This is a genomic window from Hyphomonas beringensis (genome assembly GCF_000682755.1).
Classification (GTDB): Bacteria; Pseudomonadota; Alphaproteobacteria; order Caulobacterales; family Hyphomonadaceae; genus Hyphomonas; species Hyphomonas beringensis.
In genome coordinates, this window is the sequence record NZ_AWFF01000061.1 from 1 (window position 1) to 15,724 (window position 15,724).

At 59.4% G+C, this 15,724-nt stretch carries 10 protein-coding genes; 4 read left to right on the top strand and 6 right to left on the bottom strand.

Annotated features, from left to right (window positions below):
- The coding region (locus tag HY29_RS19390; RefSeq protein ID WP_034798069.1) for a hypothetical protein at positions 1-263 on the top strand (263 nt) is incomplete at its 5' end.
- A gap of 132 nt (positions 264-395) precedes the next feature.
- On the opposite strand, the gene HY29_RS14115 is transcribed toward HY29_RS19390, so the two are convergent.
- From HY29_RS14115 to HY29_RS18620, 4 genes are all read right to left on the bottom strand, one after another.
- The gene (locus HY29_RS14115) at positions 396-1,904 is read right to left on the bottom strand and encodes a tyrosinase family protein (protein ID WP_034798071.1); all 1,509 of its coding nucleotides are present in this window, start codon (positions 1,902-1,904) and stop codon (positions 396-398) included.
- A gap of 348 nt (positions 1,905-2,252) precedes the next feature.
- Complete coding sequence (locus tag HY29_RS14120) at positions 2,253-5,660, bottom strand: error-prone DNA polymerase (RefSeq protein ID WP_051601555.1); 3,408 nt, start codon at positions 5,658-5,660, stop codon at positions 2,253-2,255.
- Positions 5,657-7,144 carry a Y-family DNA polymerase gene (locus tag HY29_RS14125; RefSeq protein ID WP_034798072.1) on the bottom strand — a complete coding sequence of 496 codons (1,488 nt, stop codon included), beginning with the start codon at positions 7,142-7,144 and terminating at the stop codon, positions 5,657-5,659. Before HY29_RS14125 ends, HY29_RS14120 begins: the two co-directional genes overlap by 4 nt.
- Positions 7,101-7,724: an ImuA family protein gene (locus tag HY29_RS18620; protein ID WP_051601556.1), complete on the bottom strand. Its 624-nt coding sequence runs from the start codon at positions 7,722-7,724 to the stop codon at positions 7,101-7,103. Before HY29_RS18620 ends, HY29_RS14125 begins: the two co-directional genes overlap by 44 nt.
- A gap of 216 nt (positions 7,725-7,940) precedes the next feature.
- Here HY29_RS18620 and HY29_RS14135 point away from each other — a divergent pair, with 216 nt between their 5' ends.
- The 3 genes from HY29_RS14135 (at position 7,941) to HY29_RS14145 (ending at position 13,423) form a co-directional block, all read left to right on the top strand.
- On the top strand, positions 7,941-8,528 hold the full coding sequence (locus HY29_RS14135) for a DUF6088 family protein (protein ID WP_034798075.1): 588 nt from the start codon (positions 7,941-7,943) through the stop codon (positions 8,526-8,528).
- A complete protein-coding gene (locus tag HY29_RS14140) occupies positions 8,518-9,567 on the top strand; it encodes a nucleotidyl transferase AbiEii/AbiGii toxin family protein (RefSeq protein ID WP_034798077.1) in 1,050 nt (349 codons plus the stop codon). Before HY29_RS14135 ends, HY29_RS14140 begins: the two co-directional genes overlap by 11 nt.
- Positions 9,568-9,634: 67 nt before the next feature.
- Positions 9,635-13,423, top strand: a complete 3,789-nt coding sequence (locus tag HY29_RS14145; RefSeq protein WP_034798079.1) for a hypothetical protein — start codon at positions 9,635-9,637, stop codon at positions 13,421-13,423.
- A 127-nt stretch (positions 13,424-13,550) separates the two neighbouring features.
- Here HY29_RS14145 and HY29_RS14150 read toward each other — a convergent pair whose 3' ends face one another.
- Positions 13,551-14,456: a tyrosine-type recombinase/integrase gene (locus HY29_RS14150; protein ID WP_034798080.1), complete on the bottom strand. Its 906-nt coding sequence runs from the start codon at positions 14,454-14,456 to the stop codon at positions 13,551-13,553.
- A 130-nt stretch (positions 14,457-14,586) separates the two neighbouring features.
- Positions 14,587-15,630: a Gfo/Idh/MocA family protein gene (locus tag HY29_RS14155; protein ID WP_034798081.1), complete on the bottom strand. Its 1,044-nt coding sequence runs from the start codon at positions 15,628-15,630 to the stop codon at positions 14,587-14,589.
- Between the last annotated feature and the right edge of the window lie 94 nt (positions 15,631-15,724).

The following is a 15,724-nucleotide window of genomic DNA, read 5'->3' on the forward strand; positions in this document are numbered from 1 at the left end:
CCGATGCGGTCGGCGCGTTGTGCCGGCACACGAGCGGCGACTTTCCTCTGTTCTTCTCGACGGAGCTCGCCCGCGCGGTGAGCGGCGAAAGCACTCATTACGGTCTGATCAATGCGCGCTTCAACGGAGAGGTGCTGGCAATGGCTCAAATGAAAGAACAGCACACCAACAAGGCGGATGTGTGGGATTCCTTTACAGTTCCCTGGAAAGGCAGGTTTCATGACGTGCTTAGGGAAGAGCATGAGACGGAGCGATTAGCTTAATTGCTGTCGGAGCGTCGGGCCCGCCACCCTCTCCATGCCAAACAAGTTTCGAAAGCTGGGGTTTCCTCGGATGCTCCGGACAGTCATTTCTAATGACAGGCCTTATTCCTCCCAAATATCTGACCAAGGTCATTATTCCTGATCGAGCAAGAACCTGACGTTGATATTTGGATTGCCAGCTTCTGACAGGGGGATTTCCTCTTCGCGGCCATCGATCAAAAACCGTCTAATCCTGACGCGAATTTCCGCCCCGGGAGGAAGCTCATCTCGTTGAACGAGGAAGTCTTTGCTGAAGATGCCCTTCTTCTGGCAAGTGTCACACTCACTTGCTTCGTCAGGCTGAAAGATTCGAGTCGAGCGTATGGTCTCGCCATTGACGTTCAGATCAATCGCGAAACTTCCAATAATTTTCAATCGGTTGATGTTCTTGACACGTACGGACACCGTTTCAAGCGAAGAAATTTTGAATGCTTCCGCACCTAAAGCTCGACCGCTAGCCATTACGAATGTCCGATCATCGGTTCGCTCGCCGCGGGATGGCGCCTCGTAGCCGACATTCCATGATGCGGAATCGATCATATCTAATGATCGAACGTTGAACGGTTTCAGAATATTTGAGGGCTTATTATCCAGCCAACCGTCTGCCTCTTCGAGTTTGGATTTAAAGAGGGCGATTGATGTCGCCCGGTGTTCCGTTTGCCATTTCCACCACAGCCGGTCCCAATTGCAGTGGAAAAACCAAAAATGGGGGTCGAATGCAGCTGTTGAAGGCCGCGATATCGTCGGCCCGCAGGCTCCGTGACCATTGTCATGCGCTTCAATGATCGCATTGTGCAAAGATGTGCTACCGCTCCAGCCATTGAACCTTTCCCAAGTTGGAGCGGCTAGAGCGGTGCTAATGCTGCTCGGAACGGGTGACAGGCGGGCGAAAATGTTCTGTTTGATAATTGCGGCAGAAAACCTTTGAATCGGCGTCCCAGCATCTATTGCAACTTCATCTCCGGTAAAATCCAACAAGTCATGCGGATACGAGTAGGGAAAAAAGGGCTCTTCAAACACCCAATTAGGTAGTTCGTCGCCCAGGATATCCCAATATGGCAATGTAACCGTTTCGCATCCTTCGATTGATCGAAGGGCGTTCTCAAAAACGATTAGATATGCGCGATGCCACGGATTATATTCATTGTCGTGGTGGCGACAGTGTATGTATCGACGGGGGCCGGGATACCAATGAATACCCGCGAGATTGAAGAAGCTGAACTTATCTGAAATGTCGCTATCTCGATCACGTAATCCTTGGAACGCTTTCTGCAGCAACGCAATTTCTTCGCCCGTTAAGTTAAGCAGATCCTTTCGGACGACTTGTTTATTTGAAGGCCGCACAAGATAGGCCCGAACGCGCTGAAACCCATTTTTGACCCAGTTTTCAAAGGTCTCAACCTGCTCCGCACTCCACCTGCGATTCTCATCAGGCGGCGGCATTGTACCGGCTTTTACGCGGCTCAAGATTTGGTTCGCCTTCTCCATGACCCCGTCATAGGTTGAGAGGTCCAAGGCAAATCTCATGCAGCCTTTATCTGCTTGCGTGAACAAGTCTTTGATGTGTTCTTCATAGGTCGGAAATTCGATCGGATGCTCCATTGTTTCCCCACAACACTGGTTCGCGATCACAAAAACTATATTTTCGTTTGGTTGTTACCATAAATCATATATCCTATCTTCACTAGCCAAAATGCAATTTTGGGTGAAATAGCTTGAGCAGCCACTCCGTTTGAAACTTGAACATTCGTCGCTTGTCCAATTTGAATTCGGGATGGGTCAGATATGGAAATTTAACTGGGCCAGTTCAGGGAACATGTTCGCCGGAATAGAATGTCCACATGTTGTGCCCAACACAGACGTGTTGGGGCAGATCTCTGCTTGATCGTCCAGCCGACCTGCATCCGATCCACGCGTCCAAACGCCGGAAAATCTTGTCTATTCCGTACCCTAATGAAAATCCCGGCTGTAAAACAGCTTCTTCGCCTGTTCGCGGGGATGGCGCGCGCCGCCGTAGCGGCGTTGCTGCGCCCGTTGCAGCTCGGCCGTAATCTCGTCCGAGAGCGGCTTGCGCTCGGGCCGCCTCGGCCCGTATTCGCCTGCGGGCGCCGGGCGCTTGACGTCGTCGGCATTGTCATGGGTCGGATCGATCGCCATGCCGGCGCTGTCGGAGTCGCCCAGCGTATCGAGGAGATATGAGAGATCGTCGATGCGCGAGGAGACGATATGCGTGACGATGCCTTCGCGCTGCAGGCGGCCCGTAATCCGGACGAGACGCCCCGCCATCACCTGCTTGCGGAATTTCTCGAAGGTGTTCGGCCAGACGATAATGTTGGAGACGCCGGTGTCGTCTTCGAGGGTGAGGAAGATGACGCCGCTCGCGGTGCCGGGGCGCTGGCGGGTGATGACGAGACCGGCGACCGTGACCCATTGCCGGTCCGGCGCATTGCGCAGGGTGGCGGCGCTGGCGAAGCGGCCGAGTTCGGAACGGAGCAGCTTCACCGGATGATCGCGGAGCGTCAGGCGCGTCGCGACGTAGTCCTCGAAGACTTCTTCGCGCTCGGACATGAGCGGCAGGTTTGAGGCAAACACGGGCAGGCCCTCGCCGTCCGCTTCAAAGAGCGGTAGGGGCCTGTCGCCGCCGAGGCCTTTAACGGCCCAGAGCGCATCGCGCCGGCTGAGGCCGTATTCGGCGAACGCGTCGGCCCCGGCGAGCCGGGCGAGCACGCTGCGTCCGACGCCGGCGCGCCGCCAGACCGCATCGATCGAGCGATAACCATTGCCGCGGGACGCGGCGAGCCAGTGACCGTCCTCTTCGGCGACTCCTTTGATCTGCCGGAAGCCAAGCCGCACGGCGAGCGATCCGTCACCTGCGGGTTCGAGCACATTGTCCCAATAGGACCGCTCGATGCAGACCGGCAGAACCTTGACGCCATGGGCGCGCGCATCGCGGATGATCTGGGCGGGCGCATAGAAGCCCATGGGCTGGGCGTTGAGGAGGGCGCAGCAGAAGACGTCCGGGTGATGGCGCTTGATCCAGGACGAGGCATAGACGAGCAGCGCGAAACTCGCGGCGTGGCTTTCCGGGAAACCGTAGCCGGAAAAACCTTCGAGCTGCTTGAAACAGCGCTCCGCGAAGCTGGCGTCATAGCCGTTCTGAAGACACCCGGCCACGAAGCGTTCGCGAAAGGCTTCAACGGAGCCCGGCCCGCGAAAGCTGCCGAGCGCCCGGCGTAGCTGGTCGGCTTCGCCTGCGGTAAAGCCCGCCGCGACGATGGCGATCTGCATGGCCTGTTCCTGGAAGAGCGGCACGCCGAGGGTTTTTGCGAGCACGGATTCCAGCGCTTTCGATGGAAAGGTCACCGCCTCCTGCTTGTGGCGGCGGCGGATATAGGGATGGACCATGTCGCCCTGGATGGGGCCCGGCCGGATGATCGCGACTTCGATGACGAGATCGTAGAAGCAGCGCGGTCGCATCCGCGGCAGGAAGTTCATTTGGGCGCGGCTCTCGACCTGGAAGACGCCGACGGTGTCGGCGACGCAGAGCATGTCGTAGACGGCCGGGTCTTCGGGCGGCAGCGTCGAGAGGGCGTAGGTCCGGCCTTTCCATGTGCGAAGAAGATCGAAGGCCTTGCGGATGCAGGTGAGCATGCCGAGGGCGAGGACGTCCATTTTGAGCATGCCGATGACGTCGATGTCGTCCTTGTCCCATTCGATGATGGTGCGGTCTTCCATGGCGGCGTTCTCGACGGGGCAGAGTTCGTCGAGGCGTCCGCGGGTGATGACGAAGCCGCCGACATGCTGGGAGAGATGCCGGGGAAAGCCGATGATCTCTTTGGTCAGCGCCAGCGTCTGTTGCAGGCGCCGGTCGGCGAGATCGAGCCTGGCGGCCTTTGCCCGTTCATTGGCGATGCCGCTGCTGCTTGTGCCCCATACCTGGCTTGCAAGGGCGGCGACGGCGTCTTCGGAGAGCCCCATGGCCTTGCCGACTTCGCGGATCGCGGCGCGCGAGCGGAAGTGGATGACGGTCGAACAGATGCCGGCGCGATGGCGGCCGTATTTTTCGTAGATGTGCTGGATGACCTCCTCGCGCCGCTCATGTTCGAAATCGACATCGATGTCGGGCGGCTCGTTACGGGCGGCGGAGATGAAGCGTTCGAAGACCATGGAGATGGTTTCGGGCGAGGCTTCGGTGACGCCGAGAGCGTAGCAGACGACGGAATTGGCGGCCGAGCCGCGGCCCTGGCAGAGGATGTTTTTCGAGCGGGCGAAGGCGACGACATCGTGGACGGTGAGGAAGTAGCGCGCGTAATTGAGTTCCGCGATGAGGGCGAGCTCCTTTTCGACAAGCGCGCGCACGGCCGGGGTTTCGCCGTCGGGATAGCGGCGTTTGAGCCCTTCCTCTGTCAAGAGGCGCAGCCGGTCATTGGGCGCCATGCCGTCGGCGATTTCATCGGGATATTCGTATTTCAGTTCGTCGAGGGAGAAGACGCAGCGTTCGGCGATCAGGCCTGCGTTCTGCACGGCGGCCGGATAGTCGCGGAAGAGGCGCCGGATCTCGAATTCGGATTTGAGCCGGCGCTCGGCATTCGGGAGCGCGCGGCGGCCGAGCCTGTCGATGGTCGTCTTTTCGCGGATGCAGGAGAGGATGTCGGCCAGCATGCGCCGCTTGCCGGCATGCATGATGACGTCACCCAGGGCGACGGGCGGCGCGCCGGTTGTTTCAGAAAGCCGCGCCCTCGCCGCGAAATGCGTGTCGTCGCGGCCGTCATAGCGCGGGGCGATGCCGATGAAGACGTCGCCGTCGAACGCCGCGATGAGCCGGCGGGCCGCAGCGGCGACGTTGTTGCCGTAGTCGTGGGCGTCGTTGCGGTCGGGGCCATCGTCATCATGATCGCCAACGGCGGCGTCATCATCATCATCAGCAGCAGCAGCAGCAGCAGCAGGAACATCACCATCATGATGATGACGATCGTCCTGATCGCCGCCCATGATGATGAAGATGCAGTCGGCGCCCCATTCGACGACATCGTCGAGGCGTAAGTCGCATTTGCCCTTTTCGGTGCGGCGTTTGCCGATGGTGAGGAGCCGGCAGAGATTGCCGTAGCCGGTACGGGATTTCGGATAGGCGAGCAGGTCCGGCCCGTCGGCGAGGACGAGGCGCACGCCGACGATATAGCGCAGTCCCAGCTCCTTTGCAGCCGCATGCCCGCGCACGATGCCTGCAAAAGTGTTCCTGTCGGTGATCGCAATGGCGGCGAGGCCGAGTTCTTTCGCGCGCGCGATCAGTTCCTCAGCATGAGACGCGCCGGTGAGGAAGGTGAAATTGCTGGTGACGCAAAGCTCGGCGTAGCTCATGGGAACCGCCCAGCCACGAACCAGTCCGGTGTGGCCGCGCCGGGCCAGGTGAGAAGCCAGAGCCGCGGGCCTTCGCGGGTTTCGACACGCCAGTAATCGCGCAGCCGGGCGTCGCCGTCCCGCCACCATTCGCCGGCGAGACGTTCGGGGCCGGTTGCGCAGGCGGTTTCGTAAAGCCGGCGGCGCCATTCGAATCTCAGCGGAGGGCGTCCCGGCGTTTCGACGCGCAGATATTCCGGGGGATTGTAGAGCCGCAGGGGACGCGCCCGCGGCGACGGCGTCCATACAGGCGCATCGGGCCGGTCCATGGCTTCAAGCGTCGTGAATTCCAGTTCCGGCAGATGACTGTCGACGGCTGCGTAAATTCGTACACGGTCGAAACCGAGCCGGTTGCCGAGTGTCGAGATGAGATCGGTGCGATCGTCCTGGCGTTCGTCCCGTCTGTCGAAGCCGGTCTGGCGCGGATGCAGGGGCTCGACGCTTTCGGCGACAAGGCGGAAGAAGTCGGCGCCGAATTCGAGCCGGAGCTTGTCGAGGGGCGTGCGGAACTGCTGCAGGACGGCGGCAGGCGCTGCACCCGGGCGGGCAAAGCCGATAGTCATGATTGCGTCCGGACCGTCGACGGGGCGTACGGTGAGCCGGTAGCGGCGCGCGCCGCAGCCAGCCGTCTGAAGGCGGGTGCAAACCGAATCCGCGAGCCGCAGAATGATGCGTTCGAGATCGTCCTGAAGTCCGATGGGGTCGGGCAAGGTCGCGCGGGCGGCGTAAACCGGATCGGCGCTTTTGGGCGTTACGGGATCGGGCGTCCGGCCGAGACTGCGTTCGAGCGCCGAAGTGAGGCCAAGCCCGAAGCGGCGGGCGAGTTCGGAGGATTTGACGGCGTAGAGCTGTCCGATGGTCTGGAGGCCGGTGCGGCGCAGATCGGTAACGAGCGCGGGATCGAGGCCGAGCGCGGCGAGCGGCAGGGCTTCGAGGGCGCTTGCGGAATTGCCGGGCGCGGCGATGGTCGCAAGCTCCGGTCCAAAGCGCGCGAGCGCTGCTGCGGCGCCCTTGGTGTCGGCGATGCCGACACGCGCCATGATCCGGAGGTCGGCGGCGCGCTCGTGGATCGTCGCCGCCATCTCCGGCTCTCCGCCAAAGAGGTGAGCGCAGCCGGCGATGTCCAAAAGCAGTCCGTCTGGCGGGTCGAGGGAGACGCGCGGCGAGAACTGATCGGCCCACCGCCAGAGCGCGCGCAGGAGGATCTCTTCGCGGACGGGATCGGCGGGCTCGGTCAGGAGCGACGGACAGATAGCCCGGGCGTCGGCAAGGGAAAGGCCTGCCGACAGACCGGCCTCGCGTGCGGCGTCCGAGAGATGAGTCAGCCGCCAGGCGTTGCGGATCTCGGCGACGATGGCGAACGCGCCTTCCGTGCGCGCATCGCCAAGACGGATGCGCCGGTCAAGCGGTAGCTGAGGCAGCCAGAGGGACAAGGTCCGGCGCATGATGTTTCCCCAATGCCGAAACGCGCCATGCGCCGGGCGTTCCGCGCTTGGCTTTCGTACAGATCCATACCCATCCCCCTCCGGCGGCGGCCTCGCAGCTCCACCGCGTTTCCGCCGCCGATGTTCTTGCGCGGCCGTGCAGGATGACGAGGCCGATCGCCCCACTCTCCTCCGCCGCGATCTGGAGCCGCCGGCTCTCTCTGAGGTCCGGCCCGTCCTGCAATTCGATGATGACGCAAGGCGCGGCGCGCGAGCGGAGCGCCTGTTCGCCGGCCCAGAGCGTCTCGGCCCGCGTGAGACCGGCCGTCAGCACGAGCCGGGCCGGATCGACAAAACCCTGCAGGCCGGTCGGCGCGAGTGTGTTCATTTCGCGGGCCGCGCCGATCCAGAAGAGGGGCCCCGTCGCCGCCGCGGCCGCTGCGAGGACGAAGATGTCGGCCCCATCGCCCCTCACCTCATGCACCCGGCCGCGGGCCAGCCGGACAGGCCTGGCGACGCGGATTTCGCCATGGCTGGTCGTTCCCGCCAGCTGGGCGGCGGCGACGGTTTGCAGGCGCGTTAGGTCGGCTTTGGTTCTCATGTTCTTATTTTGTTCTTCACAATCGGAGAGAGTCAAGGCAGCTTATCCGGCCCTTTTTCATGGAAACTGCGGATTCCGGGGGCGGTGAGATCGCGCCTGCGGGGAATAAATACCCGGTTCTATCAACCCCTTGCGTCCCGGCCCGGCCGTGAGAAGGACCCGATCCTTGAATTTTGTCAGAAAATGGCCTAAGTTTCTGACAGTTGGAGATGCGAGATGAACACGACTGAAGCCATCCTTCGATACGCCGAAGGCCTGCCGGAAGGCGCGCCTGTCGCGGCCAAGGCGCTGCTGCATCTTGGCGAGCGCGCGAGCATCGATCAGGCGCTGTCGCGGCTGGTGAAGCGCGGCGCGTTGATCCGCGCCGGTCGCGGCGTCTATACGCGCCCGGTTGTTTCGCGTTTCGGCAAGCGCGCGCCGTCGCCCGAGAAGTTCGTGGAACAACTTTCCGCGCATACGGGAGAAGCGGTGGCGCCGAGCGGCGCTGCGGCGGCCAACATGCTGGGGCTCACGACGCAGAACCCGGCGGTGACGGTGTATCTCACATCGGGCCGCAGCCGTTCGCTGTCGCTTGGCCGGCAGAAAATCGAGCTTCGCCATGCACCGGCCTGGCTGCTTCAGCGGCCCCTGGAACGGTCGGGCCAGGCCGTGCGCGCGCTTGCCTGGATGGGCCGGGAGCATGCGCCGGAAACGGCGCGCCGGCTCGGCGCCGCGCTGAACGCGAAAGAGAAGCAGGAACTCCTGTCCATGCGCTCACGGGTGCCCGGATGGATGGCGAAGGAGATCAGCGTCCTTGCCGTCTGACGAACAGCTCCAGGCATTTCTGTCATTGGCGGACGCGGAGCGCGCCGAAGCGCTTGCGGTCGCGGCTGACGTCACCGGGCGGCCCGCGCATCTTCTCGAAAAGGATGTGTGGGTCGTCTGGACACTGAGCAAGTTGTTTTCAGCGCCGTTCGGCGGCGACCTGGTCTTCAAGGGCGGGACGTCTCTCTCGAAAGCGTATGATGTCATCAACCGATTTTCCGAAGACATCGATCTGACGTACGACATCACCGCCTTTATTCCGGATCTGGCGACTAAAGCATCTGGCGGCATCCCGCCCAGCCGCTCCCAGGCCGCCAAATGGACGAATAAAGTTCGCGAAGAGCTTCCGGCATGGGTGAGCGGAACAGCCATGCCGGCGATTGAGGTTGCACTCAAGGCTGATGGATTGACGGCCAAACTGACCGCTGAAGGTGAAAAGCTGACCATTGCATTTGCGCCTGCGGCCACAGGCAGCGGCTATGTCAAACCTGAAGTCGTTGCCGAGTTCGGAGCGCGCTCGACGGGAGAACCGGCGTCGGTGGTCGAGATATCCTGTGACGCTGCGCCAGCCCTCCCGACGTTGACATTTCCAACAGCGTCTGTCCGCGCCATGGCCCCTGAACGGACCTTCTGGGAAAAGGCCACAGCTGTGCACGTCTTCTGCGAAGGCGGCCGGCATCGCGGACGCCCGGCTTTCGCCCGTCACTGGCACGACCTGGCGCGGCTGCACCGAAAAGGCGTTGCCGAGAAGGCGATCGCGGATAGAGGGCTGGCTTCTGCTGTCGCGACGCACAAATCGCTGTTCTTTCGCGAGAAGAAAGCGGACGACACCGAGATCGACTATACGGCGGCCGTGCAGGGCAAACTGAACCTTGTGCCGACCGGCGAGCGCCTCGACGAGTTGCGCAAGGACTATGAGGCGATGATCAGCGACGGATTGCTTTTTGATGACGTCGATGATTTCGGGGCGCTCCTGATGCAGATCGAGGCGATTCAGAACCTTGCAAACGATGCAAGCGGTGACCGAGGCAAATCGTAGATCGCCGGTTCGCAATTTCAATGAATCCCGACGGTGACACAAGCGGACAGATTTAGAGATCGAGCGAATGAGCAAGCGTCCCAAAAAGAAAAACGGTCCGGCCGCTGGCTCTAACGCCGGGCGCGGTTTTCGGTACCAGGACCGGGTCGGCGCCTTGTTCCTCGCTCGTATGTTTGTCGAAAGGGCTGACTTCGATGCAGTGGTGCCGGAAGGCAGCGATGATTTTGAGCTTCGAAGAGCCGACCACGTTACGTTAGTCGACACGAAGGCCAATCGCCCTGGTGCACGTACTCGCACCGCTGATGAAGATCGTTCCGCCTTGGTAAAATTATGGAAGAGGGCTCTTCGCCCGAACGTCCGCGCATCCGATTACTGGTTGGTAGTGGAACGAACCTTCGAAGAAAACGTGGATCGCATTTCTGGAAATGAGTTGTTTTCGGCATCGCCAAGCGAGAACGCAGGAAAATCAACGATATTGATCGAACGGGATCCCGCGAGATCAGCAAATGAATTGCTCACCTCCCATAAAGGGCTGACGCCGCTAGCTGCCGATTTGGTTACGCTGGCCTTCGCGAGAGAAGTAGGGAAGCTGGCTGACGTGAATGGGCCGCTTACGCTTTCGGATCGCAAATCGATCACTTTGACGGAGGTGGAAGGCATTGCCAGTCGTGTTCTGAGAGCTGTCGATGCTGAACGCCTGAACAAAATTATTAGTATGGGCGTATTGTCGCCCGTCGACTTTTTGACGCCGGTTTTGGACGACGGATTCTACCTCGGAGTAGATGTTCAGCCGGGTCATTTCGCGGCAGGCCTCGCATTGGATAGGCCGGAAGCGACGGCCAGCGTGCGTCAAGCATTTGGGAGAACGCGGGTTGTTGTCGTAACCGGACCTTCGGGCGCAGGCAAATCCGGGTTGATGTGGAACGCCGTCATATCGGAACGCGCAGGCCGCCGCTGGTTTAGCGTGAACTCATCCGCGCTTCCCAATCCGGAGGTGCTTTCCGCGTTCTTTGCAGCATATGCCGGGACTCCAGTAGGTTTGGTCGTTGATGATATTGGACGGGGAAAGCTTCAGATATGGGATGCTCTTCGTTCTTTCTGCGCAACAGAACCGGATGTGCTGATGATTGGTTCGATGCGTACCGAAGACACCGCGCTACTAGTGGAGCGTCATAAAATTTCTGAAGTGAAAGCCGCTGGAGACAAGAATCTGGCGCGATCGCTATGGTCTGAGCTGCGTAGCCGAGAACAGACGCAATGGCCTGGATGGGAGGAGCCTTGGGATCGATCAGAAGGTCTGCTCCTGGAATATGGCCACATCCTGACTCAGGGAGATCGCCTGGAGGCTGTAATTCTTGATCAGATTCGCAGGCGTCTAAGTGAAAAGCGCGACCCTGAACTTGCGATTTTGAACATTGCGGCTCCAATCGCGGCGCACCGGGGGTCAGTATCGCTCAATGTTCTGAGGGAGAGATTGGGACTTAACCGAGCGGAGATGTCGCGCGCGCTTGAGCGACTGATTTGTGAGCATCTCATACGGCTCAACGAGGCTGGAACAGAAATTTCAGGGTTGCATGCGCTACGGGCCGGCGCAATCTGCCACGCGCTGGAAGAGATCGGTTATTCGACCGGATCAGAGCAAGCGGTCGCCGCCATATCATGCGCCAGCTCCCAAACACTTGAGCCTGTTGTTTACGGATTGATTTCGACCCACGTAACGGAGCGTGACGCTGCGACCTCAGCGTTAACTGCACGAGTATCCGGAAACCATTCACTTGCGGACGCCGCCAGCGCGATCCGAGGACTGAGAAGCGCTGACAACACACTCGCGGCCCGCGATTGGCTTCAAACTCTTGCCCATGCTGGCCTTCCTAAGAAAGCTGCAACGATATGCGCAATGTTAGGCACCTTGCCTGGTAATGACATGCCCGACATTCGAGAAATGCAAAAGCTGGCGGAGTACGGGCGGGGCTTATACCACGCCGTCGACAACTGCCGTACGCCAGTGGAGCTAGTGGATGCGGCGATATCGACAATAGAAGCGACGGCATCGGAGGCTGCGGAGGACTATACCGTCGTACTGAGCGCATTGATTCGCGCGCCGCTCGATGAGAATGAAATCGCGCGTCTCGTCGCCGCGCGCCCTCCGTTGGAACTGATGTCCATAGAGGACGTGGTATCTCTATTTGACGCCGCAGAGAGCGTAGACGCTCGCATCACGGCAGGCTGGGCTACGAGAGGGGCTGGCGCGAATGATCAAGACCTGATCGCCCGCCTCGAATCAGAAACGCCTTTCGCATTGCCGATTACGACAGAGCAAACAGCGGATGGAAAAATTGTGCATGGGGACATCTTCGAAGCAGCGCTGCTTGACGGAGAGAATCCAAACGATCGGCTTGTTCAACATTGCGACGCTATCTTGCGTCTCGTGCCCGACGCCAAATTCGCTCATGTTCGTCTCGTAGCTCCGGATGGAGCGAAATCGCTCCATCTTGACGCCGAAAAGCGAATACCTCGGGAGAATGCTCCCCCGCACGCGTTCGCATCGGCGAACCGGCGCGTGATCGATGCCGTGGCCCGCGAAGTCGGGGCTCCGAGTTGGTCGGACTATCTTTCGCGCGGTGAAGAACTTGCCAAGCGCGGGTATAGCGCTTTCAGCAAGTTGCTCGACGACAATTATGCGCGTCGCTTTGACCAGTCGACGCTGGACGAGCTGAACGACGTCGTCGGGGCTTGTGATGATCTCATCGCGCCTGCCGAGCCGCCGAAGATCAACGATGGAGCCGACGCTTCGAATTCCGGGAGACACCTGACGCCGCTTCAGAATCTGATTTTTGAGCTGAATGGTCGGTTTCGTGCCGACATTGCTAATCTACCAAAAGACGCTGCACGTATTGCAGTGCGAGCGCGTGATCTAATCGAGCGTTGTGAGAACGCAAGTGGGGAACCATGGCAGCTTGTTCGGAGCGACCCGCCAGAAGTCTTGACAGCGATTGAACGTCTGCTCCGCAACATTGAGATCGTCGCCCTGGAAGCCGTGGCTTCCAAGAAAGATCCGCGACTTCGTTGGCCAAAAGCGAACAACAAGCCGAAAGGTGCATTTGAACTCGCGGCGCGCGGATCGCGCGCTTCATTTCGGACCCGGTTGGATGAGCAGAGACGGGCTCTGGAGCTGCTTGTTGCTCACGAATTGCCGGGCGCAGCGGTGATTGCACCCACATCGGATGACGGTGTTCTTTGGCGAACGCGCTTCATTGCAACGTTTCCGCTTATGAATTTTGACGCGCTTCAGACCTGGACCACTAACGCTCGAGACATTGGAGAGCGCATTCGGTCGAAACTAAGTGCTGAAGACGATGTGTGTCTTGTGCCGGTCCTAAATGGATCGGCTATCCCTGATTTCGCCTATCAGATCAGTCGCGCGACGCCGGGGTCAATGGTGGGTAAGACTCTAGAAGCCGCTGGAATTACCAACTTGCTCGCACCCCCGGATTCCAATCTCTTGGCGCGACTGCCAGTTAATTCAGTGTTCATACCGTCGGAATTGGCGGTTGTTTTCCGCGCACTGCGAGATATCGAGGGAGTGTTGAAATTCGGTCTGGGCGTGGATGACCGCCCGGCCCCAGAGCGGCGACGCGTTGAGGAAGCCTTGGAGCAAATCGAGGGCCATGGAACGCGCCTTCTTGAATTGTCCGCGAACATTAGCCACCCGGTCGTCGAGGCCCTTCGATCTGTCGTCGACCACATTAGGTCCGACTCACAGGAAGAACTTGTGCTCGAAGGGGAACTCTCATCGAGCGGACTACACCACCTAACTCAGCTTTTAATATTCCATCTAACCGAAGTTAGCAGATGAACCGGTGGTGCTCTATTGTGCCGCTTGACCTTGTAGCCGAGGGTCGCCTCCGGTTGCGGCAAATCCCCGCCGCGCACGGCCGCAAATGAGATATCGGCAACTCGATTGAGTGAGCGCAGTCCGTCGGTCAGGGTATTCTGGCGCGGACCTCCCGCAAAGCTTTCGCTGTTACAACTGCTTTACGCAGAGCACAATCATTCACGCGCGTATAAAGCTCTGTGGTGGCGATAGACGAATGACCAAGCTGTCTTTGTACGAAGCGAATATCGGCTCCTCCTTCAAGTAGCAATGTTGCCGCTGTATGTCGTAACATGTGAGGAGTGATGTTTTTCTCTAACTCCGCTGACTCGCGCATGTCGCTAATTCGCCGGCGCACGATTTGAGGTTGCAATTGGCCCCCGCGAGCATTCACCAGCAGTGATGCGGATGGACCAGCCGCTTTCAGGCGCTTCTGACGCCGGACCTTAAGTTCGGCTATGAGTTCCGGATCGCCGAGATAGACGACACGGTCTTTGGAGCCCTTACCCAGTACGTGGATTCCATCACCGCTTGAGAAGACGTCGCGGACCGTGATCGAGCAGAGTTCGGAAACGCGCACGCCAGTCGCACTCATAAGCAAGATCGCAAATACCGTTTCGCTGTCGGTCGGAGAACTGGAGTTCGCCGCTTTTAGGAGCTCGACGAGTTCACTGCTGCTGATTGCTCTAGGCAGACGTTTCGGACGCTTCAGGCTTGGCGACCAGGAGAGAAACGGGTCGTTAGAGATTTCTTCGCCCGCGAGATAACGAAACATCGCCCGAAGACAGGCGATCCGACGTCGGATTGTTGCCGAAGACAATGAGGCCTCCGAAGACATGGAAGCGAGATACGCTTTTAATGTATCGACCTGTGCAGCTTGATGGATATCCACGGGCTTAGCGTTAGCCTCAAAGTGCCGTAGATCGGATCGGTAAGCTGTGACGGTGTTGGCGGCGAATCCGCCTTCGTACTTACAATGGAATAAGAAGGCTTCGACGGCATCGTTGTACTGCAAAACTGCCCCCAATCTCCGAAGCACGAATCAAAGACAGAATTGTAGCAAATGACATGCCAAACATCCCGACGTCAGGCGAGATCCGATTGCGATAGCGTGTCCAAAGCAATGCTAATCGCCCTGGCCTGACTCATCCGCATGGCTGAACCCGTTTCCTCGCTCCCGAAAGGATCGATTCCTCTATTGCCGAAATCACGGCGACAACCTGAGCTCCAAACCTCGCGGTCACTCGTGGTTTCGCCTCGCCCGAGATGACGCTAGCGAAATGTTCCAGTTGCCGCGTCAATGGGTCTGCAGGCAACACAGCGATGCGATGTCTCTCATATGGCTTAGTCCAACACGGTGCGCCCGCGACCGGCTCGATTAATTCCAAGGTCGGAATTTTTAGCGACGCTCTGGTTCCGGAAATTTCATAACACGCTTCATTCGGGTGGTGGGGAAAGGTAGAATTTTCGCCGGCGGTCGTTTCCCAACTTTCGGCGGAAGCAGAGCAATCAGAGATCATGAATGATCCAAGCACGCCGCTCTCGAATTGAAGGATAACCGCCGCCGTATCTTCGACGGGCGTCCTGCGGATAGTCGATGAAGCGATAGCTTGAACCGCTTCGATAGGTCCCAGCAAGTACATCACGCTCGCGACGTCATGGACAAAGTTGATTTTCAGAGGGCCGCCCCCTGGCTCGCTGCGCCACGGCCCGTCAACAAAATAGGCAGGCGGCTTCAAGTATTTCGCGGAGCCTCGAACGTTCACTAGCTGGCCGAGCCTTTCGGAAGAGAGCAGGCGCTGCGCGCATTCGATTATCGGATTGTAGAGGCGGTGGTGGCCGACGAGAGCTGGAATGCCGGCCGACTCTATTGCTTTGAGGCTTGAGATTGCATCCGCAAGATTCTCGGTCATGGGTTTTTCGACGAGAACTGGCAATCCACGCCGAGCGCATTCAACGATATATTCTGCGTGGCAACGATTTGGCGTTGAAATGATGACCCCATCGATTGGCGTCTGCCGCAATAGGCTTTCGATCGATGGTTCCCATGGGACGCTTTCCAGCCCGGCTGGCGAGGTTCGCTGACCATTAGGGTGCACGAAGCCAGCCAACTCGACCCCGCTGATCAGGCTGATCCGGCGAGCATGCTCCTGACCCATGAAGCCCGGGCCGACAATTGCGAATTTCACTGGTTACATCCCGCGCCCAATATAGTAAATACTGCCCATCTGGATTGAAAAACGTGTCCTCTCAGCAATCGAGAGACAAATAACTCAAGGTTAT